Origin of the sequence: Neorhizobium sp. DAR64862/K0K3 (assembly GCF_050500185.1) — a bacterium.
GTDB classification, from domain to species: Bacteria; Pseudomonadota; Alphaproteobacteria; order Rhizobiales; family Rhizobiaceae; genus Neorhizobium; species Neorhizobium soli.
Genome location: NZ_CP191451.1, coordinates 23,227 through 48,851, shown reverse-complemented (window position 1 = coordinate 48,851; position 25,625 = coordinate 23,227). Strand labels below are relative to the sequence as shown.

16 protein-coding genes and 2 pseudogenes are annotated in these 25,625 nt (G+C 57.4%); 12 read left to right on the top strand and 6 right to left on the bottom strand.

Annotated elements, in window-relative coordinates; all coding sequences use genetic code 11:
- Positions 1-453: 453 nt before the first annotated feature.
- Positions 454-4,464 (bottom strand): PAS domain S-box protein, encoded by a 4,011-nt coding sequence (locus tag ACQY1L_RS23780; RefSeq protein ID WP_430246161.1) that lies wholly within the window; start codon positions 4,462-4,464, stop codon positions 454-456.
- 846 nt (positions 4,465-5,310) lie between these two features.
- On the opposite strand from ACQY1L_RS23780, the gene ACQY1L_RS23775 reads away from it, so the two are divergent.
- The 4 genes from ACQY1L_RS23775 (at position 5,311) to ACQY1L_RS23760 (ending at position 7,520) form a co-directional block, all read left to right on the top strand.
- The gene (locus ACQY1L_RS23775) at positions 5,311-5,472 is read left to right on the top strand and encodes a hypothetical protein (protein WP_430246164.1); all 162 of its coding nucleotides are present in this window, start codon (positions 5,311-5,313) and stop codon (positions 5,470-5,472) included.
- A gap of 384 nt (positions 5,473-5,856) precedes the next feature.
- Entirely contained in the window at positions 5,857-6,231 is a 375-nt protein-coding gene (locus ACQY1L_RS23770) for a YsnF/AvaK domain-containing protein (protein WP_430246166.1), read from the top strand.
- An 18-nt stretch (positions 6,232-6,249) separates the two neighbouring features.
- Positions 6,250-7,119, top strand: a complete 870-nt coding sequence (locus ACQY1L_RS23765) for a YsnF/AvaK domain-containing protein (RefSeq protein WP_430246168.1) — start codon at positions 6,250-6,252, stop codon at positions 7,117-7,119.
- A gap of 128 nt (positions 7,120-7,247) precedes the next feature.
- Complete coding sequence (locus ACQY1L_RS23760; protein WP_430246169.1) at positions 7,248-7,520, top strand: hypothetical protein; 273 nt, start codon at positions 7,248-7,250, stop codon at positions 7,518-7,520.
- Between the two features lie 157 nt (positions 7,521-7,677).
- Here the strand turns inward: ACQY1L_RS23760 and ACQY1L_RS23755 are convergent, their stop codons facing one another.
- On the bottom strand, positions 7,678-8,052 hold the full coding sequence (locus ACQY1L_RS23755; protein WP_430246171.1) for a response regulator: 375 nt from the start codon (positions 8,050-8,052) through the stop codon (positions 7,678-7,680).
- A gap of 218 nt (positions 8,053-8,270) precedes the next feature.
- On the opposite strand from ACQY1L_RS23755, the gene ACQY1L_RS23750 reads away from it, so the two are divergent.
- From ACQY1L_RS23750 to ACQY1L_RS23720, 7 genes and pseudogenes are all read left to right on the top strand, one after another.
- Positions 8,271-9,179 (top strand): PhnA-like protein, encoded by a 909-nt coding sequence (locus ACQY1L_RS23750; protein ID WP_430246173.1) that lies wholly within the window; start codon positions 8,271-8,273, stop codon positions 9,177-9,179.
- 66 nt (positions 9,180-9,245) lie between these two features.
- Entirely contained in the window at positions 9,246-9,740 is a 495-nt protein-coding gene (locus tag ACQY1L_RS23745; RefSeq protein ID WP_430246175.1) for a ferritin-like domain-containing protein, read from the top strand.
- Positions 9,741-9,912: 172 nt separating this feature from the next.
- Positions 9,913-11,200: pseudogene (locus ACQY1L_RS23740) on the top strand (mechanosensitive ion channel family protein).
- Between the two features lie 121 nt (positions 11,201-11,321).
- Positions 11,322-12,538 (top strand): annotated as a pseudogene (locus ACQY1L_RS23735) (SLC13 family permease); the annotation flags it as partial.
- A gap of 646 nt (positions 12,539-13,184) precedes the next feature.
- Positions 13,185-16,133 (top strand): bifunctional diguanylate cyclase/phosphodiesterase, encoded by a 2,949-nt coding sequence (locus tag ACQY1L_RS23730; RefSeq protein WP_430246178.1) that lies wholly within the window; start codon positions 13,185-13,187, stop codon positions 16,131-16,133.
- Between the two features lie 193 nt (positions 16,134-16,326).
- Entirely contained in the window at positions 16,327-16,719 is a 393-nt protein-coding gene (locus tag ACQY1L_RS23725; protein ID WP_430246180.1) for a helix-turn-helix domain-containing protein, read from the top strand.
- Positions 16,720-16,759: 40 nt separating this feature from the next.
- Entirely contained in the window at positions 16,760-17,230 is a 471-nt protein-coding gene (locus ACQY1L_RS23720; RefSeq protein WP_430246182.1) for a transposase, read from the top strand.
- A gap of 134 nt (positions 17,231-17,364) precedes the next feature.
- Here ACQY1L_RS23720 and ACQY1L_RS23715 read toward each other — a convergent pair whose 3' ends face one another.
- Positions 17,365-18,375, bottom strand: coding sequence for an IS110 family transposase (locus ACQY1L_RS23715; protein WP_430246184.1), 1,011 nt, complete (start codon positions 18,373-18,375; stop codon positions 17,365-17,367).
- A 652-nt stretch (positions 18,376-19,027) separates the two neighbouring features.
- On the opposite strand from ACQY1L_RS23715, the gene ACQY1L_RS23710 reads away from it, so the two are divergent.
- A complete protein-coding gene (locus ACQY1L_RS23710; RefSeq protein WP_430246186.1) occupies positions 19,028-19,606 on the top strand; it encodes a carboxymuconolactone decarboxylase family protein in 579 nt (192 codons plus the stop codon).
- Positions 19,607-20,171: 565 nt separating this feature from the next.
- Here the strand turns inward: ACQY1L_RS23710 and ACQY1L_RS23705 are convergent.
- The 3 genes from ACQY1L_RS23705 to ACQY1L_RS23695 form a co-directional block, all read right to left on the bottom strand.
- Complete coding sequence (locus ACQY1L_RS23705) at positions 20,172-21,635, bottom strand: UvrD-helicase domain-containing protein (protein ID WP_430246188.1); 1,464 nt, start codon at positions 21,633-21,635, stop codon at positions 20,172-20,174.
- Positions 21,596-23,359, bottom strand: coding sequence for an ATP-dependent nuclease (locus ACQY1L_RS23700; protein WP_430246390.1), 1,764 nt, complete (start codon positions 23,357-23,359; stop codon positions 21,596-21,598). The genes ACQY1L_RS23705 and ACQY1L_RS23700 overlap by 40 nt, the downstream gene beginning before the upstream one ends.
- A 310-nt stretch (positions 23,360-23,669) precedes the next feature.
- Positions 23,670-25,583 (bottom strand): P-loop NTPase fold protein, encoded by a 1,914-nt coding sequence (locus ACQY1L_RS23695; protein ID WP_430246191.1) that lies wholly within the window; start codon positions 25,581-25,583, stop codon positions 23,670-23,672.
- Between the last annotated feature and the right edge of the window lie 42 nt (positions 25,584-25,625).

The window sequence follows — 25,625 nt, the reverse complement described above, 5'->3', positions numbered from 1 at the left end:
CTCAATACGTTCCCTGGAACGGCAGCACTTCCCACTGCACCTCCGGCAACTCGGCATGCACTCCGCCGGCGAGGCGATCCACAGCGACCGGACGAGTTCCACCCCGTCTCTGAACAGCATGACTGCCGGATATGAAATCAGTAACAGTGTCCCAAAATGCCGCGGTGGGATCTGAGGCAGATTCGAAAAATGCGGGTGCCCGACGCAAGCTCTCGATCTTCTCGGTCGCTGCACCTGATGTCAGATTTACGACTCAAAGACGTAGGTATCTGCCGGATAGACAATGCGGCCGTCGAAATAGCAGGTCGTGGATCCCTCGGTACAGTAAGGTTCAGGCTGACCGCCTTGAAGGGAGCTGAACTAACGACCCGCTGAGTTACCGCAGAATAGTAGATTTGAATCAGGTCTCTACCGCTTGCCTCTGCTCTCGCTGCCCACCTGATAAGTACGCACTCAAAGCTCCTTTAGAACGCACTCAATGGCGGCTAACATCTCATCCGGAGAGTACGGTTTGCGTAAAAGAGCAGTCCGTGAGTTGTCGGCGAGCGCTGGGCCGGCATTCATGCCAGTCGCAAAGATGATCGCTACCTTAGGCCAACGCTGCCTGACTTCGCGGCAGAAGTCCTCGCCGCTCATCCCTGGCAGGCCAAGATCAGTTAAGACAACGTCCGCCAGCTCCTGCTCCAGGAGCGCGAGTGCCTCTTCGGCCGATCCTGCCTCACGGGCGATATGCCCCGCCTCTTCGAGCATATCCATAGCCGACATCCGGATCAGAGGCTCGTCCTCGACAAGAAGCACCGAAACCGCCTCGAACTCTTCGCGTTCGCGCGTCTTCGTCTCGTGGCTTCCCGTCTCTGTTGCCAGATGAGCGGCGGCTATATCTTCCTGTTTGCTGTTATTGAGGACATGGCGGATCTTATGGGCGAGCTGCTCTCTGCTGTAGGGCTTCGACAGAAGCTGCACGCCTGGATCCAATCGACCGCCGTGGACGATCGAGTTCTCTGTATAACCGGAGGTGAACAGTACGCCGATATGCTGCATCCGCTCCTTGGCCTTCCTGGCGAGTTCCGAGCTCTTCAGCGAACCCGGCATGACTACATCGGTGAACAGAAGGTCGATCGCCATGCCGCTTTCGATGATCGTCAAGGCGGACGCCGCGTCTGGCGCCTTGAGGACACGATAACCGAGTTCCTGGAGCAGCTCGACCACGGTGGCACGGACGCCCTCGTCGTCCTCTGCTACAAGGATGGTTTCCTGGCCGCCCTCCACATTCATGTCTGACCGCACGACTTCCAGATCCTCCTGTTGGACCGAGCGCGGCAGATACATCTTGATTGTCGTGCCAAGACCAAGCTCGCTGTAAATTTTCACGTGGCCGCCGGTCTGTTTGACGAAACCGTAAACCATCGAGAGACCAAGGCCCGTTCCCTTACCTTCAGGCTTGGTCGAGAAGAAAGGTTCAAAGACCTTTTGCATCACCTCTGGTGACATACCGCTTCCGGTATCGGTGACGGAGATCACGACATACTGCCCCGGTTCGACGTCGTCGTGGAGGCGAGCATAGGTGTCGTCGAGGTAGGAGTTGCCCACTTCGATCGTGAGCTTGCCAAACCCTTCCATCGCATCTCGGGCATTGATGGCCAGGTTCAACAACGCATTTTCGATCTGCATCGGATCGACCAGGGTATTCCATAGACCGCCCGAGACAATAGACTCGACTTCGACGCCTTCACCGATCGTGCGCCTCAACATGTCGTCCATGCCGCGTACCAACCGGCCTACATTGACCACGCGAGGATCAAGTGCCTGGCGGCGTCCAAATGCCAGGAGCTGGGAAGCGAGCTTTGCTCCTCGATTGACACCCTCCAGCGCATTGGTGACGCGCCGCAGCGCCTTTTCGTTTCCTGTAAGATCACCGCTGAGAAGTTGGAGATTGCCCGCCACAACTTGAAGCAGGTTGTTGAAATCGTGCGCGACGCCGCCCGTTAAGTTACCGATCGCCTCCATTTTCTGAGCCTGCTGGAGAGCGAGCTCAGTTTTCTTAAGCGCAGCCGCGGCCTCCTGCTCCTCCGTAATGTCACGTCCGACGGCATGGATGAAGCGCTCGTCCGGGACGGCCGTCCAGGAGATGACGCGATAGCCTCCATCCTTCGCCTGATAACGATTGACGAACTTGAAGGTGGTGACCCCCTGCCCCAGCTTGCCGACTTCCTGCATGGTCGTATCGAAATCATCGGGGTGGATCAGCTCCATAAACGATTTGCCGATCAAGTCCCCTTCGTTCCACCCTAAAATGGACGTCCAAGCAGGGTTGATCGCACTGATCGTGGCCTCAAAGTTCGCCACCAGCATGATGTCGGTGGACAGCCGCCACATGCGATCACGATCGGCAGTTCTTTCCGCTACCCGTTGCTCGAGCGTCTCGGTCAGTTCCTCGAGCTTTGCCCTTGCTAGGCGCTGATCCTCAATATCAGTGTTGGTGCCGATCCAGCGCAGTACTGCGGATCTGTCGTCTCTGACGGGAACGGCACGAACGATGTGCCAGCGATAGTGCCCATCCCTGTTGCGCAGCCGAAATTCTGTCTCATAGGTTCTTCCCTCTGCAAGAGCCTCCGCCCATTTTGCAGCTGTGGACGAAAGATCGTCAGGATGGACCATCTGCGCCCAGCCTTCACCCGTAAGCTCGCCTTGCGTGAGCCCGGAATACTCAAGAACGCGCTCATTGAACCAATCGAGCTGTCCATCCTGGCGCGCCGTCCAGACATGGTTGGGAAGCGCCTGCATCAGCGCGCGGAAGCGGGCTTCGCTGTCGCGAAGTTCCTGCTGGGATTTGCGGCGCTCGGTGACGTCCTGAACGACACCGACAAAACGCACAGGATTGCCTTGTTCATCCCGTTCGAATTCCCCTCGACGCGCGATGATCCGAATGTCTCCCGTGTCAGCGCGGCGGATATGGTATTCGACGTTGAGCGGTGAGCTGCCGTCCCTGCGCGTTTCCGGGTTGGATGCCACGTCCTGGTCTTCACCGATCACCAGATCCTGGATCACCGAAATCGGAATGGCTCCGACTTCCTTAAGTCCGTAGACTTTGCAGAACTCTGGGGTCGGTGTGAGAATGTTGTCTTCTAGGTTGAGGGAGAAAACACCCACGCCGCCTGCTTGCTGCGCCCGCTGCAGCCTCGCTTCTGCCTCCTTGAGGGCCTCGCCGGCCATATGTTCCGCGGTACGATCCCGAAGCACCTTTACCAGCCCGATCGCATTGCCTGCTCCATCCCGAAGAGGGCGGATCTCGCCCCTGGCCCAGAACTTTTCGCCTGACTTCCGTAGATGCCAGCGATCGTGATGCGCTTCTCCGAACTCCAGGGCAGCATCCATGGCTTCCTTAGGCTTACCCACCGCGCGATCTTCCGGCGTGAACAGCATGTCCCAGTAAAGACCGCTGACTTCAGCTTCCGTCCAGCCGAAGGTCCTCCCGGCGCCGTCGTTCCAGCGCAGGATCTTGCCATCCAGATCAAGCGCGATGATCGCATAACCGATAACGCTGTCGATGATCTGGCGGCTCTGCTGTTCGGCGGCCTTCAACGCCTGTTCGGTCTCAACCCGGTCAGTAACGTCCGAGCCTTGTGCGAAAACACCGACGATCTCGCCTTCGGGATCCCGGACCGGTTGATAGATGAGGTCGATCGCCCTCTTCTGAAGTGGCCCTCCGGGTTCTGTCTGGAACGTGATCGGTATCGCGGAGGCGACATAGGGCACTCCGGTGGAGTACACTTGGTCAAGCAGTTCGAAGAAACCCTGACCCTCCAGATCCGGATAGGCTTCCCGCGCCGTCTTCTCGATAACATCCCGGTTGCCGACGAGTCGCAGATAAGCTTGGTTGACGAGCTCGAAGACATGGTCAGGGCCGCGCATCATCGCAATGAAACCCGGCGCGTGCTCGAACATATACCGCAGGCGGTCGCGCTCGCTGTCGCGCCAGCGGGCAGCTTGAACCTTCTCCGTCGTTTCGATGACGACAGCCAGAACGCCGATCGGCGTCCCGTCCTCTCCGGAAATCGGAGAATAGTCGAGATCGAACCAGGCCTGAACCGGCTGGCCTTTTCGGGCCAGGGTCAGCTCCTGTCCGCGGTAGGCGAGATTGTTCCCGGCAAGCACGGCCCGCATGACTTTATCGTTAAAGTCGGCCGCCTCCGGCCACCCAGAGCGAACCTCTTGCCCTAGAAGAGAAGGATGCTTTGCTCCAGCAAGTTCTGCATAGGCATCATTGTAGATCATGACGCCCGTTTCGCCCCACATGGTCGCCATGGGAACGATTGAGCGCAGGATCAGCGCCACCGTCGATTTCAGCTCCGCAGGCCAGGCTGACATCGGCCCAAGGGCCGTGTCGATCCATGAAAACTCAGAGATGAGTTCGGCAAGCTGGCTGCCAGCCGTCGGAAAAGAAACTTTTAAAATCGCCGCCACCCACCCATGTCAATCTTAAGGCGCTATGTAGTTCGATCCGACGGAAATGTACAAGTCGGGCCTTGCCTGCGAGTGATCGCCCCAAACGCCTCATTCAAATCGTGGGTAACTTTTAAGAGTGGAGCGAGATTCCGACATAGCCGCGTAGAGCCGCCACAGAGGTCGACTGCACTATGGGCTGAAGAACACTGGTATTTGCGACCTCTCTGATGTAGGCCGCCGGTATGAAAGAGAACGCAACGATCGAAGCGCGGCAAAAGATTGCTGAAAAGGTTCTGGCCCGAATGCAGGATCGAGGTTTCCCTATCCACGATGATCAGGAGTTTCTGGCGATCATCAGAGGTTGGATTTCCGGTGAGGTCGCGATGACGGATTGCCGGAAACGCTATCTTGAACTCCTCAAGACGCGTGAGTACGAGCGCAGGGACCGTCTCGCTCGGCCTTCCTGACGTTGACCTACACCATCGCCAACTTCCATATCGGCAATTGCTTCATCGCGCAGCCCGGCACGCGCGGGAACGCCGTTAGGTGAAATGATACGGCTCAGCACGTGGCTACGGTCGGTAGCTCCGATACCCTTCTCAGCGCTGAGCCCAGCCCGCATGAAAACACTTTACCTGCTGCCTCGCTCCTTTTTGAAGGCCGGGCAATGGCCTTTCCGATCTGAAAGACTACGGCCGGCTTGTCTTCTAGGCGCGCACGCACGACGGCAAACAAAACGTCTCGGACCTGCGACAGCGGCGCCTTTACGACTGTCCATACGGCACCATTCTACTTGCGATGAAAGCGATTAACCCTCCGCCTGACGGTTCTCATCCCGACCGATCCTTACGTTGCCAAGAAGCAATGGCGGACGCCCTCTCCGACGTCGCGATATCTGCGGTCGACGTTGGCTGGCGGCCCGAGGAAGTGGCGGCGGCGCTGGTCGAGCTGGCGGATCACCTGATGCTGGGAGTAATCGCGAACCGAGACGCCGAGATCGATCTTGCCGTTCTCAAGAAAAGATGACCGCGTGTGCGGCAGGTTTGTGCTTGAGTACGAGTGCCTGCCGCGTTCGAGGCGAACACTTCCGATCAGCGTCTCTCGGACAGCACGAAGCCGTCGTCTCGGCGGCCATCTTTCCGCTCGACCTTTGCGGCAGCGTTGAAAGCCGCCGAAGCAGTCTCAGCACTCGCCCTGCCCTCAACAATGCAAAACGGGTCCGCGTGCCGTCAACGATCTGCCCCTGTTCGCCGGCAAGCATTCACTCCACGCGTTTTCCTCACTCCACGCGGGTGGTAGTTCTCCGATCATTGAAACGCCGCGTTATCCCGCCGTGGGACCGGGAACGTCTGGCTAACGCGGAACATAACCGAATCTCCGGTGTTGTTTCCCAGCAAACAGGCGGTGACGATGTCGGACCAGGACGACCAGAAAATACAGCTCGTCGAGGAAAGCGTCAGCGTCGACAAGGAGCGCGTCCTGACCGGACGCGTCCGCGTCTCGACCTCAAGCAGCGAGGTCGAGGAACTGGCGCGGGCTACGTTGGCCGGAACCCACGTCGAGGTCACCAGAGAGCGCATCGACCGTGAAATCGATGCGGTCCCCCAAACCAGGGTCGAGGGCGACACGACCATCATCCCGGTCGTCGAGGAGATCATGGTTGTCGAGAAGCGACTGGTTCTCGTTGAAGAAATCCGCATGCGGCAGATCGCGACGTCGGAGGACGTCTCGCTGCCTGTCACCTTGAGAAAGCAAACCGCGACTGTCGAACGCATCGACGAATAACAACAGGAGGAAAGCCCAATGGCTTACACAGACAACAACACCGTACCGTCCCATTCGAACACCATCACCGCGTTCTTCGACGACCGCTCGGAAGCCGAGCGTGCGATCGAGAAACTCGCTGGAATTGGCATCCCCCGGTCTGCAGCCCAGCTTATTGCCGATAACAGCGGGGAGACCACTGCGCCGCATGAGAGCAAAGGTTTCTGGGCCGCCCTAGGCGAATTTTTCCTAGCTGATGACGATCGAAATACCTACGCGGAAGGCATCCGTCGCGGCGGCTACCTCTTGACGGTCTCCGGCTATCCTTTCGATCTGCACGACCGCGCACTCGATATCCTCGACGACGAAGGCAGCATCGACATCGACGAACGCTCCAAGGCATGGGAATCCGAAGGCTGGTCGCGTTCCGGCTCCACCGAGGCGTTCGCGTCGTCGTCCTACGATAGAACCAGCGGCACCGCTCGCTCGTCCACCCTCGAAGCCGACAACGAGGAAGTCATCCCCGTCGTCGAAGAAGAGCTGCGCGTTGGCAAACGCGACGTGAACAACGGCCGAGTGCGTGTGCGTTCCTACGTTACCGAGACTCCGGTCAGCGAGAGCGTCTCTCTGCGCGACGAGAACGTGGAAGTCACCCGCCGCACCGTCGACCGTCCCTTGACGGGCACCGACAACGCGTTCATCGACCGTACGATCGAAGCCGAAGAACACCGCGAGGAGGCCGTCGTGTCGAAAGACGCACGTGTTGTCGAGGAGATCGCCCTCAAGAAGACGGCCGAGCAGCGTCAGGAAACCATCTCCGACTCGGTTCGCAAGACCGAGGTCGAAGTGGAAGACGACCGCACCGGCGGCGTGAGCAATGTCGGATCGAGCGGCATCCGCCGCGACTAAACCCGGCCAGCATCTCGCAGGGCCGTCGGGATTCCCGGCGGCCCTGTTTTTTAGAGGTGGATTCTCCCCACTCAGGGTTAATGCTATCTTAACGGACCCGAGCAATCTTGTCCTCAAAGGGGAACAAGATGCGGAAGATCGAGATTTTCAAAGACGTGCGCCTCCGATTTCCACGGCGCGATGCAGAGTTCGATCTCGGGGTCGAAGTCGGTGCAGTCAGCGTGCTGATGGCACAAGGGCAGATGCTGATTCGGCGCGAATTGTCAGATGATACGGTAGAGCAGTTGCAGCCCATCGCCGACAGGCTCAATTACTCGCTCGTTGTGACAGAGGCCGTCTCCGGCATGTCTCGCGTCTCGCTTTCTCCAAAATCAAGGCGCCCGCTTCTCCGGATTGTCTAGGACATACGGCCACCACCCAAGCCCGAACGCGTCCCGACCTTTATCTTCTATATGTCGAAACAAGTGCGCCGTCAGCTGCGGTTGCGAAAACGGTTTTGAAGTCGCTTGGTGGACTTGTCCGCCTCCTCCGGCAGTTCTGCCTATCCGGATGGCACGATCAGGCGGCGAAAGACCGTATCGAGTCGACGAGGTTCTTGAAATTGTAGGGCTTGGTAAAGAACACCGCCCGTGGAGAGAGATCGACGGACCTTGGCCTCACCATTCCCTTCGTGATGATCACTCCGATCTGCGGCCACCGTTCCGAAATGAGGCGGGACAGCGCCATGCCGTCGATCTTGCCGGGCATGTTGACATCGGTGAACACCACGTCGATGTCGTCCCTTTCCGACAGTATCGCCAGCGCTTCATCTCCGCTTCCCGCCTCGAGTGTCGCGAACCCGGTGTCGCCGACATAGTCCGCAACGCCCATGCGGATAAGGGGCTCGTCCTCGACGATGAGGACGGTTGTCTTACCTTTGGCAATCTCGTTCATTCTTCCCCGCAGTCCCAGCGCCCACCTACGTGGTCGCAGTTCTCCCATCCCATCTGGGCGGTGCGCCTACGAACTCGGGAGCTGAACTTGTGTTCCATAGTCGTCTCGTCGTCATGAAGCTGAAGGCGGCCGGTGGCTCGGGTTATATTCGGAACTTGTGATGGGCCAAGGCGTTAAGCGCGCACTCACGATTACGTGAAAATGGCTGGAGAGAACCTATGACCATCCCCGTATCAACCCATCTATCCCATGAAACCCACGGCAGCGCGTCGGCGACTGCCGCCTACAACAAAGTAAGCTGGGGCGCGATCTTCGCTGGCGTAGCGATAGCGCTTGCCGCCCAGTTCCTTCTCAATCTGCTCGGTGTCGGGATCGGCGCCGCCGTTCTTGACCCCGCCACCTCGGACAATCCGGACGCAAGCACGTTTTCCATCGGCGGCGGCATCTGGTTCGTCATCGCCGGGATCATCGCGTCGTTTCTCGGCGGCTATGTTGCAAGTCGCCTGTCGGGCCGTCCCAGCAATTCGACGGGTGGATATCATGGCCTGACAACCTGGGCCGTCACCACGCTGGTCGTCCTCTATCTGCTGACCACCTCGGTCGGCGCGCTGATCGGCGGCGCGTTCAACGGGCTCACCAGCATCGTCAGCGGTGTCGGTCAGACTGCCGCCACCGCGGCGACGACGGCTGCGCCTGCCCTTGCCAATTCCGCTAACCCGCTGGCGGGGATTGAGCAGCAAATCCGCTCTTCGACGGGCAATGATCCGCAGGCTCTCCAGAGCGCCGCCGTGTCTTCCGTGCAGGCTCTGGTGACGGGAGACCAGGCCAAGGCCGACGAGGCCCGCGCCCGTGCCGCCGATGCGGTTGCCAAGGCTCAGGGTATCCCTGCCGATCAAGCCCGTACCCAGGTCGAGCAGTACGAGAAAACCTACCGCGACAACATGGCAGCAGCCAAGCAGCAGGCGATCGACGCGGCGCAGACCGCGACCGCTGCGGTATCCGCAGGCGCGATTCTCGGTTTCATCGCCCTCGCCCTCGGCGCAGTCGCCGGCTGGTTCGGCGGTGTTTCCGGCACCAAGAAGAACGGCCTTCTGGTCGCAGACGCTTCGGTGCGCCGCGCTGTTTAATCATCTGACAATCTAAGACCATCGGGATCACCCGATGGTCTTCCCTCACTGTAAAAGGAAGCCACCATGGCCAAGGAAATCAAGAAGCTCGACGAACTGTTTCACGACACCCTCAAGGACGTTTACTTCGCTGAAAACAAAATCGTTGATACGCTGCCCAAGATGGAGAAAGCGGCTAAGAGCAAGGAGCTCAAGGCGGCGTTCGTAAAGCATCTGGCGGAAACCAAGGTCCATGTCGAGCGCCTTGAAGAGGTCTTCAAGATCATCGGTGAAAAGCCGCAGAAGAAGACCTGCGCCGCTATTCTCGGGATTACCGACGAAGGCGACGAGATCATGAAGGAATACGAAGGCTCGCCCGCTCTCGACGCAGGCCTTCTTGCAGCGGCACAGGCCGTCGAACACTACGAGATGGCACGCTACGGTACGTTGCGGACATGGGCACTCGAGCTGGGAATGAAAGACGCCGCCAAGCTTCTGCAGACAACGCTGGACGAGGAACAGGCAACCGATATCGCGCTGACGTCAATCGCGACTTCCGTCGTGAACCAGAAAGCTGAATGATGTCTGTGGGGACTTCGGTAAGCGGAGTCCCCGTGCGCCCTGCTTCAAGTCTTTAACTTGATGCGTGCTGGCTTGGATGAATAAACAGCTCCGGAGCTGAACATTTCCACAGCCCGTATCGGACGAAAAAACTTCATTTGCTCTGACGTAATTGACGCAGCATAGGGTCACCATGGACTTCCGGCAAACAATCGCGGCGGCCGAGCTTTGGTTCAACAGATTCGTGCTGAGCGAATGGACCTTTTACCAGGTCGCAATCATAGCCGCCGGCTATGGTATTGCGTTTTTTCTAGCTTCTCGAACCGAGCCCGCGATGGAAGCACGAACGCGCCGGATCAAGGGAAACCCGGATTTGCTGCGGGTTATCATCGCATTCATGCGCAGGCTGAAGTGGCTCTACCTCGTAGTCTGGCTTTGGCTTTCGAATGTGGTGTTAACGCAGAACACCGAGCCAACCCATCTTTGGCTTGTATCCACGGCTTTGACGCTAACAGCGGCATGGTTCGTCATCTCGGTCCTAACCAAGATTATCCGAAAGCCAACACTGTCGCGCGGCGTTGCGATCATAAGCTGGTGTTACCTGGCACTCTATGCAGTGGGCCTCGATGAACCAGTTCTCTCAAGGCTCGACGAGCTCGCGGTCAATTTAGGCGCGGTGCGCTTGTCGCTTCTGCTCGTCATCAAAGCTCTGGTACTGACCGTTGCGTTGATCTGGATTGCCGTTCTCATCGCCAACGTTCTTTCTCACTGGGTACAACGATCCAGCGACTTGTCACCATCCATCAAAGTCCTGATCAGCAAGTTCATCAAGATCAGCCTGATCATGCTGGCCGGAGCCATTGCTTTGTCGGCGACCGGGGTCGACCTCACCGCACTGACGGTATTTTCCGGCGCGGTCGGGGTTGGCATCGGTTTTGGCCTTCAGAAAGTGGTATCTAATTTCATTTCGGGGATCATCATCCTGCTCGACAAGTCGATCAAGCCGGGCGACACGATCACACTGTGAGACACTTTCGGATCGATCCCCGACCTGCGCTCGCGTTTCGTTTCGGTCATCACCCGAGACGGCAAGGAATACCTGATCCCGAACGAGGCAACAAGTCGTCAACTGGTCATTCTCGAGCGACTACGTTCGGATCGACGTCGATTTCGGGACCTCTTACGATAGTGACCCGCACCAGGTTGTTACGATTGCAATCGCAACCGCATCGACGGTTGGTCGGGTCGCCGACGACTATAAGCCACCCGTCTGCTGGATGATCGGCTTTGGAGCCTCCTCCCTCGACTTCCGACTTCGTTTCTGGATCTCGGATCCGGCAGATGGCCTCACCAATGTCCGCTGGGAAGTCTTCATGGCACTTTTAGATGCGTTTAAGGAGGCTGGTGTTTCGATCCCATTCCCACAGCGAGAAATAACAATTAAGTCGCCTGTGGAAATCAGGCGGCCGCCGCAAGACTAATTTCGATCCGCACCAAGACTGCTGCCATCGTCGGGAACTAGCAGGGGCGGCGTTCGTTGCGTGCCGCGTTCCTATAACGCCAGGCTGTCCCCGACATCCTAGCCTCCTTTTCCCGGCCACCATGACAACGCAGCAAATACTCGCCTTCTCGGTCATTGCGCTCATGATGGCGGTGTTCATGTGGGGTCGGTTTCGTTACGACGTCGTCGCTTGTTGTGCTTTGATCGCCGCCGTGGCTGTCGGCATCGTGCCGCCTGACAAAGCATTTTCAGGATTCTCGGACGACATCGTCATCATCGCCGGCAGCGCCTTGGTGGTGAGTGCCGGTGTGGCGCGATCCGGTATCGTCGATATCGCTATCAAGAAGTTTTTTTCCAAATCTCAACTCACTTCACGCGCAACTCGCGCTTCTCATGATCGTCGTCGCAGTGCTGTCGGCTTTTAACAAAAATATCAGTGCACTGGCCATCATGATGCCTGTCGCGTTCCAGTTCGCGAAGAAAGCCGGCGCCTCGCCATCGAAGTATCTGATGCCGATGGCATTCGCGGCATTGCTCGGCGGGCTGATGACACAGATCGGCACCTCACCCAACATTGTCGTCTCACGGCTCCGGCAGGAGAGTACGGGCTCACAATGTTCGATTTCACGCCGGTAGGGGGCATCCTGACCGTGGTCGGGATCACGTTCCTACTGTTTTTTCATTGGTGGTGCCGAGCCGCGCGAAGCAGAATAGCTCGATCGAGGACGCGGTCGAAATCAAGAATTACACCAGCGAACTGACGGTCACCGGCGAGTCGATCCTCATTGAAGAGCCGCTCAGCACCCTGCTGAAACTCGGCGACGGCGAGGTCATTGCGAGTGCGGTATTGCGAGGCGCGACCCGAATAGCCCCCTTTACGGACCTTATTCTGCGGCACAACGACATTATCATGGTGGAAGGTCCGTCAACAGCCATCGGTTGTCAGCCAGGAGTCGTCGCTCGCTGGCCTCTCAGCCAAGGAACTGGCTCTGGCTTACACGCGCGGCGTTAATCTCCTCGCCATCAGCCGTCGAGGCGAACGCATGAAGGAACGGCTGGGTAACTTGACGCTCACGACTGGCGACGTGCTCGTGCTGCAGGGCAGCCGCAGCAGCCTGACGGCCATGTTGCAGGATTTTCGCTCCCTGCCGCTTGCTCAACGAGAAGTGCTGCTGGGATCCGTCGCCGTGCCTTCATTCCACTCATCATCCTGGTACTCGCCATGGCCATCACGGCTGTCGGTCTTGCGCCCGTGCCCGTCGCCTTTTTTGCTGCAGCGCTCTGCATGGTCGTGTTGCGCGCCATTCCACTGACGGATTTCGGCCCTGGTGGTTACAAGTTTTCGGATTACCCGCGTTAGGATTGCCGCTGTCTTTGTTGATCATCTTCGTGAGCGTCCCTGCTCTGCTTTTGTCTGGCCCGTCAAATAAGACCTGTTGGCCTTGCAGGCCTCATAATCAGCTGAAGGGAGCGATTTTGTATAACGGTCGACGCGCGGCACGGCGATTGACACAGACGCGCTCCTCAGCCCCTAAGTGATAGGTTGCAGGACAATTTCAAAATCACAGAAGCTCGGTTTTACACGTTTCCTCATAGACCGCTACAGCACACCAACCTCGATGTTCTGGCCGGCCGTTTCAGGCTTAGTACCGTCACTTTGACGTGCTGGTTAGCGAAACTGGCACTCGATAGCTGACAATTAATAAACGGTCTCATCATCAGATTTCCCGGACAGGACTACTTGCGCATCAATGCGAGCTGTTCGATCGGACTCAATAAACATGACGTCGCCTCTTCAATCGAGAGGGGATGGGCTCGACGCCATCACCCGCTGACGCTCCAACCTGTTTCGAGTTACTTAAGGTTTCTTCCATATTAACCTTATATGTTCAGCGGTTTTCAAGCCCAGCCGAGTAGTTTGAACAGTGGCGGCGCGACCTACGATCCCGTAGGAACTGGACAATATGGTGCAAATGGTCGGAACTTACGAGTGGCATGAGCGCGCACGCCTGCAAGAAGTGGCGAGCTATAATTTCCTCAAAGAAGACGGTGACCCATCGTTTGACGAGATCGTGAAACTCGCGACAAAGATTTTCAGTGTGCCGACAGCGTTGCTGTCTTTTGTCGACCGTGATGTTCAGTGGTTCAAAGCGCGAATAGGCTTTGATAAGTGTGAGACAGCGCGTGAGCTGTCATTCTGCGCCCATGCCTTGGACAGTCACGGCGTTCTAGTCGTACCTGATGCACAAGAAGATAATCGATTTCAATCAAACGGCCTCGTCACAGGGGATCCGTTCATCCGCTTCTACGCCGGTGCCCCACTTGTAACCTCGCACGGGCATGTTCTCGGCACACTCTGCATCATCGACACGGAGCCGCGCGCTGAGTTCTCGCAGGACGACCGTAATACCCTGCAGGCTCTCGCCCGGCTGGCGATGAACCAGCTGGAACTCAAACGTCTTTCCGAAACACGTAGGGCGGCACTGTGCCTCAATCGTACCTCGCCCGATGCTATCCTGCATATCAATGCTGCCGGGTTGACCACTTATGCAAACCGGGCCGCACGGGCGATCTTCGGCTACGATAAGGATGAGCTTATCAGCGAGCCGATCGCTAAGCTCTTGCCGACGAGACTTCAGCGGAAGATGGCTGCCGTCGCACGGAAGTTTCATCGTACCAATGCCGAGTTCTTGTCCTTTTCTCCCATCGAGGCGGTCGGACTGCACAAAGTGCGTGGGGAAATTCCCATAGAATTCTCAGCCGGAATCTGGACCAGCAATGGCAGTTTCAGCATGGGTTTTATTATCCGCGACATCACCGATCGAAAACGCCGGGAGGCCTCGTTCGAGATGCTTTTTGAACGAAATCCCATTCCGATGTGGATTTTCGACGCCGAAACGCTGGGCTTTCTTGCCGTCAACGATGCGGCATGCTCCCTGTACGGCTATTCCAGACAAGAGGCTCTGACAAAGAACGCGTTGGATATCCGTTTGACGGAGGAGCGCGCCGACGTCGATACTACGATCAGGAATTTCGGTGATTTTTATCAGTCGAACCGGCCCGGAACACACCTCACGGCTTCTGGCGCTAAGCTCCGAATCCTAACCTTTGCCAGACGAATGCGGCACGCCAACAGAGATTGTGTCGTGGTCGCGAACATCGATGTGACTGAGCGTGAGAAGGCGTCGGTCGAGCTGGCGAGCACGCAGATATTTCTCAACGCCATCGTCGAGAGCATTCCGTCCATGGTGTTCGTCAAGGAAGCCGCAAGCGGCCGGTTTGTGCTTCTGAACAAGGCTGGCGAGGCACTTCTAGGAATCGACCGCCACGACCTTATTGGCAAAACGGATTTCAATCTATTCGAGAAAGACGAAGCCGAACGGTTCAGGGGTGCAGACCAAGACGTCGTTGCTTCAGGCGAGCTCGTCACGATCGAAAACGAGCCCTTGTCGACACCGGACGGTCTGCGCTCGCTGCGAACACAAAAGGTCGGGGTCCCGGATGCAGAAGGAAATCCGCGTTACCTTCTTGGGATTTCAGAGGACGTTACGGAACGGCTGAAGGTGGAAGAACAAAACCGGCACCTTTCGTTGCACGATATCCTGACGGATCTTCCAAATCGTCATTCTTTCCAGACGTCTCTTCAGCGCCAGCTTGCAGAGCCAGACGCGTTTGCGCTCATCATGATCGATCTCGATCGATTCAAGGCGGTCAACGATACCCTTGGCCACCAGGCCGGCGATGAGCTTCTGCGCCAGCTGGCCGCACGGATGGCCCTCGTTACTGGCGAACACAACACACTTGCCCGACTGGGAGGCGATGAATTTGGCGTGATCCACCGCAAAGGTGGTGTTACCGCCGCGAGTGCTGCGGAACTCTCCGACCGCCTGACGTCGGTGGTGAACCAGCCGTTTGCAGTTCAAGGACATTCGGTCTCCATAGGCTGCAGCATCGGGACAAGTGTCAGCCCCGAACATGGCACGATCGCTGACGACCTCATCAAACGCGCCGATCTCGCCCTATATGCCGCGAAGTCATCCGGTCGTGGTGGCCACCGCCTATTCGAAAGGGTCATGGAGGAAAAAGCTGACAGGGAACGACTTTTGCGAGACGAACTGGCGTCGGCACTGGCGAAGGATCAATTCGAAGTCGTCTACCAACCGATCGTCGATGCAAAAACAGGAGAAATCGTCTGTTGCGAAGCGCTCCTGCGGTGGCGCCACCCCGATCTCGGCCTCGTATCGCCAATGGACTTCATTCCTGCCGCAGAGACCTCCGGCCTTATCACACCGATTGGTCAATGGGTACTGGAACAAGCTTGCAAGGTGGCAAGGGGCTGGCCTCGCCATGTGAAGATTGCCGTCAATCTGTCGCCAAGGCAATTTACCGGCTTTGGCTTGTTAGCCGGCGTGGCCAGCGCTCTGGCACAATCTGGTCTTTCACCGGACAGACTTGAACTGGAGATCACAGAATCCGTTTTCCTGACAGACAGTGAAGATAACATCAGGCTCTTGAACGAGCTAAAGGGCCTCGGTGTTCGGATCGCACTCGATGACTTTGGCACCGGCTATTCCAGCTTGGCCTACCTGCGTAAATTTTCGTTCGACAAATTAAAGATCGATCGGTCGTTCATTACCGAAGTGACGGCATCGAAGGAAAATCTGGCGATCGTTCGCGCCGTGATTGGCCTTGGGAAGAGCTTTTCTGCTGTCGTCACCGCAGAGGGGGTCGAGGCGGAAGACCAACGTGAGTGCTTGCAGGCGGAAGGCTGCGACCAGTTTCAGGGGTATCTATTCAGTCGGCCAGTAACGGAGCGGGCGATCAGCGCAATGTTGGGCAACATCAGTTACGACAGAGCATCTGCCCCGGCGCGGCATCTACGACAATCGATAGACGCCTCCAGGGCGAGATGAACATTTGGCGCCGCTCGGCATTGGATGCGTAAATCTCCACGTTCTGTCGTTCTTCTTTCCAGGACAGGGCACGGAGTATGTGCAGCGCTACTCCGGACCCAAGATGAATCTTAAAGCAGGTTGTGACTTCCCCGATTCAGATTCCCAAATCGGCTGAATTGTGATTCCATTTTCCCATGGAAGGAGAACCGCCATGGGCAAGCCGCATCCGATCGAGTTGCGTGCGCGTGTTGTTGCGTTAGTCGAGGAAGGCAATAGTCACCGGGAAGCCGCCCGACATTTCCGTGTTTCGCCCAGATTTGTGAATGACATGATCATTCTGAAGCGGGTATCCGGTGCGCTGAAGCCGGCCCGACAAGGACATCTGGGCGGCGGCAAGTTGACGGGCCACGAGGCCTGGCTTCGTGCACGACTGGCCGAGAATGGCGATCTGACGCTGGACGAGCTGGGCGTCGAGCTGCTTGGGCGCGGCGTCTCGGTTGACCGTTCGACGATCTGCCGGCTGCTGCATCGGCTCGGGCTCAGCCATAAAAAAAAGCCTCAAGGCGGCCGAACAGCTCCGGCCGGAGATCGCCCGAGCGCGTGATCTCTGGATCAGACGGCGCAAGCGGTTCTTCAACAAGTCATTGGCGCGACTGATCTTTATTGACGAGACGTCGACCAACACGAAGCTGACGAAGCGCACAGGATGGTCTGCTAAAGGCCAGAGATATCGCACCCATGCACCGTTCGGCTCCTGGAAAAGCCAGACCTTCATCGCAGGCCTGCGCTGTCACGGACTGACAGCGCCCTGGATCGTCGACGCGCCGATGAACGGTCGCATCTTTGAAACCTGGATCGAGACCCAGCTCGCCCCGACCTTGTCGCCTGGCGAGGTGGTGATCCTCGACAATGTCGCCTTCCACAAAACCCCAAGAGCTGAAGAGCTGGTCAGGGCCCGGGGTGCGTGGCTGCTGTTCTTGCCGGCTTATTCGCCGGACCTCAACCCGTGTATGGATGGCTCCTGCGAGTCAAGGATAAGGTCGGTTCCTGTAAACAGGTCGGTTGCGGCCATGTATACGGCGTCTGATATGCAGCGAGACTGCTGCGCGCCCTGATGAATATCCGCTTGGAGAACAGGTCCCACTCAATCGAGCGCTCTCGAAGAGCTTCGGGTTGATCGGGGTGTCCTGGTTCTTCGTCTCCGCTTGTTTGCCATCACCTCACTTTGCCCTGACCATTCCAGGAGCCGTCAGGCGACTTGCGGCTCGTATTGAGATCCGTCCCTGAGGACGGCAAAAATCATTCGTGCCATGCGATGCGCCAAGGCAATAGCGACAATCTTCGTCTTCTTCCGCATGAGCATGCCCGATAGCCAGTCCGATCCCGGCTCCCGTTTGAGCCGACGTCGGAGCATGATCTGCGCCATGGCGCCGAGATACAGCAGGCGCCGGATGTACCGATTACCCATCTTCGATATCGCGCCCACTCTCTGCTTGCCTCCGGTAGAGTGAGGCTTGGGTGTAAGGCCGAGCCAAGCGGCATAATCCCTCGCGCAGTCGAAGTTGTCGACATCCGGTGTCGTTGCCGCAATAATCGTCGCAGACAGCACCCCCACACCGGGGATCGTCGCCAGACGCTGACTTGTCTCGCTTTGCGAATAGCTCTCTTCGATTTCGTCGGTCAGCCGCTCGATCCGCTTGTTCGTCTCGATCAGTTGGTCGAAGAGTAAGATCAAGGGCATCCGAGCCGCTTGCGGCAACTGATCCACTTGTTCCTTCAGCCGCTCGACATTCTGCGCGCCCTTCGCGGTTATGATGCCGAATTCTGTCATATGGGCTCGGATCGCGTTGCCGATCTGCGTGCGCTGGCGAACTAGAAAGTCCCGCGTGCGGTGAAGAACCATGACCGACGAGCAGGCCTCGCTCTTGATAGCGACGAACCGCATCGAGGGCCGCGTCACAGCCTCGCAGATGGCGGCCGCGTCCGCGGCGTCGGTCTTTCCGCGCTTCACGTACGGCTTCACATAAGACGGTGGCATCAGCCGGACGTCATGCCCAATTTCCTGAAGCTTGCGTCCCCAGTCATGAGCACCGGCGCAAGCCTCCATGCCAATGAGACACCGTGGGCGGTTCTGGAAAAACGCAAGCAATTGACTGCGACGAAGCTGGCGCCGCACAAGAACCAGACCGTTCTCGTCTACACCATGGATCTGGAAGACGCTCTTTGCGAGGTCGATACCTACTGTGGCAAGTTCTGACATGGATCGCTCCTTTGCTCCGGACAATGACACCTGAACTATGCCGGATTACGCCGGCGGAAGCAGGAGCCATCCACACCATCAATCGAAATGGTGTTCTCCAAGCTTAAAACCCTGCTGCGCAAACGGGCGGCGCGAAGTTTCGATGCCATAACCCAAGCACTCGGCGACATCTGCGACCTCTTTCCGGTCGCGGAATGCCGGAATTTCTTCAGGGCTGCAGGATATGAGGGGGAATAGATGCAACGCGCTTTAGAAGCGCCACGGTGAGCGAAATGCCAGGCGGACCAGGTGCCTCTATCGCCGGACGAGCGAAACCTAAATCTCGAAGTAAGTTGCAGCTTCGGTCGTTTCATCGCAGCACCCGCGGCCTCAAGCTCACGGAAGCTGGCGAACGGTTTCTCCTACCAGTGCAATCGCTGAGGTCTCTCAGACGGATGCCGCATGCCTGAGTACCTCAGGAGCATTGAACGGCTCGGCACCAAAAGTTCTTCCGCAGGTGACGAAGGCTTTAGCGGTCTAGATTCGGCCGTCGTTCCGCAGCATAGAGGCTAGCAGCAATCTACTTTTCGTCCATACTGCCCCGCCGCGGGTATCGTCTTTTCGCCAGCGTTCGCCTATCATGTCGAACCCTGTCGACGGATGGAGGCGTTGGATGTTCATCAAGACAGTCGAAACAGACGAACCCACCGGCGATATCGCCGCGCTCTACGAAGCGGAGATCAACTCGATGGGCCGGGTGATGCAGGCGACTCAGTGCTGGACCGCGCGCCCGGATGTCCTTGTCCCCGTCGAGAACCTCCTGGATCAGACAAGGGACGGGTTTTCCCTCGGCCTGCTCAATTTTCGTTTGATCACGTTTGTCGTGGCCGGATACGTGCCTTCAAGCTATTGCTCTCACGTCTATTTCCGCAGTCTCTCGGCCACGCTGGGCCGCGAGCAGGCGCTGGCGGTCAGGAAGGACCACCGGAACGCCGGGCTAAGCGACCAGCAGGTTGAAATGCTCGCATACGCGGAACAGATCGCCCGCGACGCCTCTCAAATCACCCTTACGGACATCCAGCGGCTGCGGGATGTTGGCCTCACCGATCTGAACATAGCAGACATCGCCTTGGCCGCATCGTTTCGCACCTTCATGAGCCGGTACTTCGACGCCGTCAGCGCCACCGTCGAACCCGAATTCATTGATTCTGATCCCGCCATCAGTGCGATGATGGCGGTGGGTCGCAATTAAATCAACTGGAATCAAGCCGAGAGTCCAGTGCGCCTCGTTAGTTGATGAGAATAGCCATAACGAAAGCTGACTTCTGTTTCCATGCACGCGACCACGTTCTTGATGACACGCAGAGACGAGATAGATTTCACCCGCGCCAAGGCGCGCATGAAGGCGCGGCTCTCGTTCACGTCTTCGTGACTGTCGACATTCACGGCTCGATGGCTAATGGCTGACGGTCAAGCCGATGCAGTTTGACGCTGAAGCGCTGGCAGTCAGTCCTCAGGCCAAGGTGGTCTTGAACGGATCTGAACCTACGACCAGTTCCGGTGGTTGGCACCAAGGTGCTGAATATATGTGATTATGTCCTTGCATATATAGGGGTCGGCGATGACCGGAGGATCTTATCCCAAACGCGGAGGTTCTCATCGCCCTGTGCCTATCGGCGCATGTTTGGCAAACCGCCGGGCTGGAGTGGAGTAGGCAAGAGAGCAGATCTACTTGCCTTGGGCTGGCCGCCTCCGATCTAACATTAAGCGCTCCAAGATCAGAGGGCGCAACTCGCACAGGCCGAGTAGCCCCGCCGTCATGGCAAAACAGGGCTTCTTGAGAAAACGTGGACCGATCGAGCACCTCGTGACAGCGCGACGTAAAGGTGCTCTCTCGACATTGCATTCCCGGGGCGATCTGCGTCCAGGATAACCGCATGGTGCGCCTCCAAACCTTTTAGCAGAAGGGTCGAGCCGACAGCTTTCATCGGAACAATCCGTCCTGCATGGCGGTGCTGCTCACGCAACCCGGCGATCGTTTCTCCCAGATCCCTGCGTGTTGCAGCGGCGGTCGACAGCGCCTCGACCATGATATTGAATGCACTATGGCGGTAGACGCGTCTCTCTCGGTCCGCAGCCATAGACTTCAGGAATGCTACCGCTTCGGAATATCCCCCGCCATTTGCTAACTTGATAGCAGCCAGTTCCTGATCCGTCGGCGGCGTTCTATGGCGGTTGGCCGCAATGGTCTCGATACGGGCCTGCAATCGATCACCGTAAACATTCGTCATCACACTGATCAAAAACGCAATGGATGAGTGCAACAACCCTGGCCCGACCTGTCCGTTCATCTGTCGGGCGATTCCAACGACGTCCCTGAAATCTACGGGTTCCACGACGCTGACCCCCTGCGCCCTGCTGGCGTAGTTGTGTCTCGATTGAGCCTGTATCGAGTCGCCGATAAACAGGATGCTCTCGTCTGGAAATTGTCGCGAAATCTTATACTGAGCCTTGATCTGCTCGGTAATTGCGGCATTCACATCGATGCCGACAGGATGCCACATCACCCTGTTTGCACAGCTTCTCAAGTCTACTTGTTGCCCCTGTCTAAGGAGCGTGCGCACGCCAAGCAGCCATGTTCCAAGGTCGGTTGCCCCCGCATTGTTCCACCTCCACGGTATGGTGAGCTGTCCGATCTGAGGGAATGTCGCAACGACATGGCCATGCCAATCCGCAAGCGGATCCGCGCCGAATCCGAAAATGGCCTGCATCGGATCCCCGAACACGACCGCCGGTATCGAGTTTGCTATCCCGCTCACAATCGCATGCTGACTGACCGAACAATCCTGGTATTCGTCGACTAACAGCCGGCCGTAGGTCGCACGCAGCTCGCGATCAATGTTCCCCGATAGACAAAGCGTCCCGACAGCAGCTTGGATGGTTGGATAGTTGGGTGCAGCAAGCGGATCATGTCTGTACCCGGCACGCTCCGGAAACATGGCGATCATATTTAGTGCCCAGCCGGCAATTGTATTCAGCCGGTAATTGGTTACGGGCACATTGCCCCGCTTCAGGCGTTGTCGAAGAGCGGCCACGCCCGCTGTCGTGTGGGTCAAGATCAGCGTAGGCTTGGTGGTCTCACCAACCACACACCCCGCAATAAGTTCCGTCTTGCCGCACCCTGCCGGAGCTTCGACATGACCGCGCTGTGCCTGAAGAATATCCCCAACCGTAACCACGCTTACTGCACCGTGTTGTTTGGCGGCGGTGGCGATATCCATTGCCACAGCTGGTTCACCGGACCGGTAAAGAGAGCGTTGGTCTGCGCCCAAACCGGCGCCACGACCTGACGCAACGCCGTCTCGGCTGGTTCTATGTCCTTGAACCACTTGCCGTCGCCTGCACATTTGCCCAGAACCGAACGCATTGCATCGACGAAACCATCCTTGCAGCTTTGAAGGGTGTATTGGTTGCCACTCACATTCCGAATCCTGCTATCGACGGAATCCGCCGATCGCCATTCGCATGCGATAGAAAGCAACGCCGGAATTTGGGCCGCGGGAACCGAAGCAAACAATGCCCCCTCAGTTGAATAACCTTCCGGCCAACGAAAGACGCTTACTCCAGCGGACTGGAGGGTCACATAGATCTCTGGGGCGTAGACCAGGTCCGAATCCATGAACAGCGCTGTTCTATATCCCATGCGCGCGAAGATCTGCGCGCGCTCTATCATTGATGAACCGCCTCCATCTGCCCAATGGCATCCGAGAGCCAGAATACTCGTGCGACCCGCATCCTGACGTTGGAGATCAATCCCTCGGATCAGCCCAATTTCCGTCTTGCCCTCGCAAACGATAACACTGGGCGCCAAAAAGGCTTCCGCGCAAGCCCTGAGGGTTTTCTGAGCGGCTTCATCCCGACCAAGGTGAACCATCCAGTTCTGGGTGACCTTGCGTGCCGGCTGCTGGACTGTGTCGCCGACAACAACTGCGGGGACTACCTGCCTGTAAGATCGAACACTAAACAGCTGAACCGATGACAGCTCCCTCAGGACAATCGGTGAGTGCGTTGTCAGGAATACCTGCTGGCTCTCGTCATTGCGCTTTGCTCCCAGCGAGTCCAGCAACCGGACGATGCGGTAGGGCTCAAGCCCAAACTCGACCTCATCCACGATGAAGATCGACGACTGCCCAACCGCCTTTTGCAGCCCGGCCACCAGCAAGCGCGCGGACCCCGATCCGAGATTTTTCATCGGCACCTGATCCTGGTCGTGCAGCGAAATTGCCCCACCCGAGAGCGTAACCCCTTTAACGTCGAGCAACGCTTTGACCTCGTCGACGCGGATGCCCATCTCGCTCGAAATGCGTTTCGTGGCCTCGAGTATGGGCTCTACTCCCTGACAACCCTGCTCCGCGAAGGCGTGGCGGGCCTGCCTAGAAGCCGACGCCAGAGCCGAGGATGCCTGCGTCGCATCGGCCGATAACTTGCCGAGTACCGATCTTGGGCCGAGCGCCATATGATGAGAGGCGATAGCACCAAGTCGAACCGGTGCGACCTTTTGGCGATGCTTCCATTGGAGGTTCTTTTCCCGATCCTCGGCGGCAGGCCCCAGCGAAAATAGCAGCCATTGAGGCTCGAGGTCGTCCCGGACAATTAGCCGAAGGGTGAGGACGGTCTCAAGCGTTGCACTTGTTTCGTTGTGCAGTTGGCCCGTTGTCGCGTCCCAGCCCCGCAGGAAATGCCCATAGGCTTCTAGGTTGCGCAGTTCGTCATCCAAGTCCCCAAGCGTCACGTCAATGACGATTGGCGCAGCGACATTGCAAAGATGGAAGTCCGCATCCGTGAACGTGAAATTCTGGCGACTGCCCAGGCATAGATCGATCGCATCAAGAATTGTGGACTTGCCTGAATCGCCTGCTCCGATAAGGCAATTTATGCCGGGGGTCGGCCACCACTTCAAATGGGAAATCCCGCGGAAATTGCGGATGTCCACTTCTCGAATCACGGCCAATGTTCTTGCCCTCTCACCCCGACTTCACAATCAGAAGTATCATCACATCGGTCGGTCAGGCGATTAAAAGAATCCGGAAATGAGCTATCCTCAACATAAACATATCCCTCAACACTATTTCTCGACTCATTGCAGCGGATCACAATGATTTATTGTTGTCACTGTGCAGGCCTGTTCGTGCCCACCAGCAGGCAGCCTCGGGAAAAGGGGCCTCAAAGATCAGGTGCTGGGGCGTTTCCAAGGCGGACTTTTTTCTCATCGCAGCAGTGATATGGCTGCGATGAATGTCGGTTGGTCCCAGCGGTCAACCGGCAAGTTCCTCGTCGATTTCGGCTTCTCCATCCTGATCGCCAGACCCCGCCGACACTGCGGCGTCGATTGCTTCCTGAATTTTGCCGAAGTAGTAGTTGATACGCAGATTAAGTAGCTCCCTGTGAGGTGGTTCGGCGCGGTCGGCGATCGCTTGCAAGCTCGCACGCAAAGCGTCAACCCACGGGTATTCTTCAGTAAGCAACCGATTGTGCTTCTCCATCTCGTAGCGCGCATGGAGGCTGGCCAGCAGCCGCCCATTAGGAGACCAATCCTGAATGACCACCTGAGAGAATGCATCGGGATCGATGTAGTGAAGGAAAGGCGCATCGGCGTAATTGCCCTCATCAACACCATATTTATGCAGCGATGAATAGGCTTCGAGATCTCCACCGACACGATCGACAAAGGTCTGCGCGATCTCTTTCATCCGATCGGTGAACGACAGACCCGTGGCTTCACGAACGACCTTGTAAATTTCCCGAAATTCCGGCGAGTCTTTCGAGCCGTAGCCGAGGCCACCATAGGAGCCGCCCATGGGACTGAAGATGCTGCGATCGGGTTCAAGCTTCCCGGAAGTCCGCAGATCATCTGTATAACCAGTGAAGTATGCAACGATATCCTGGCCGGGGCCGACCAAGTGGTCGCCGAACGCCGCCGCACCGAGCACGATGCCGGCCGCATGGAGGATTACTCCGGGATGTGTGAGTTCCCGCTTCTCGAGCTGTTGCACGAGTTCGTCTCTTGCCTTCAAATATTGCGTCCGGGGCAGGTCCGTCCAAGCCCAGAGTTGGCGCCAGGCCGGAGACTTAGCGTATCCGACGACGAGCGGGTGCTGCGCCAGATGCGTGTTGATCGCCAGCGTGTCGACAATACCGGTTTCGAACAATCTTGCGAGCGCTGCGGGAGGCACGATAGGATCTTGCCAAGCGACATCGGCATAGGTGGCCTCCAGGCGCTCAGCTCTCGCGATTTCCGGCGACTTTTCCTTCTTAGTCACTGAAGACATCAACCGCGCAAGACGGGTATCGAGCAGCGCGGCAAGTTCGGAACCACTAAGGTCGCCGCTCCGAAACTCAACACCAGTCGCCATCATGAACAGCAGAAGGCGTGTCATCGCAAGAGGGGCATCCTGGAGACGCGGATCGACTGCCACGACAAGTCGCTCATAGTCTGAAAGTACTGCCCGCATGCTCCGGAAATTCTGCTTGCCAGATGCCTCAAATGTTCTGAGAAGCGCGGCGCGCTGCTGGCGTGCAATTTCGACAACCTTTGAGTGAGTCAGCTTGCTGACAAAGTCGTCGAGCACGATTTGCGGATCGGAGGCGACACGCAGCGTCTTGCCGATCAGCTTTTCCTTCTTGCGTGCATAGTCCGGTTTCTGATCTTCGGGGATATCAGTCTCGTTGGCGATGACGATAACCTTGAGCCCTTCATGCTCCACGAAGGAATTGATGAAGCCCATCGCCTCTGCCAACGGCATCGCGCATCGTTCGAGATCGTCGAAAATCAGGACGCGCCCATCGAGCTTCAAGACCATGTCCTTGATCACTGACTTGTTTTCCGCGGCGCCGTTGACATCCGTCCCCGCAAAGCCGTTGATGGCACGCGATACGACCGTTCCAAACAGACGAGCGGCTTTGGAATTCAAGACAGGATGAGCCTGCGCAAAAAACTGATCTGTGATCTCAGACGTCGAACGCACGCCGTAGAGGCTAGCGTAGAGGTGCCCGATCGGCTCGAGTGGATCAAGCGCTTGAGCTTTCGCCTCCCGTTCCTGCAAATATGATTTTACGAAATGCGTTTTGCCGGCTCCCCAAGGCCCGTTTAACATGATCGCAAAATCGGTCTCCAGTTCGGAAGCGAGATAATAATCGAGATATTCTGTTACATCTGCGTTCGTAGACAATTTTCCAACCTCAGGGTGCAACTGAAATTAATACGCTCACAT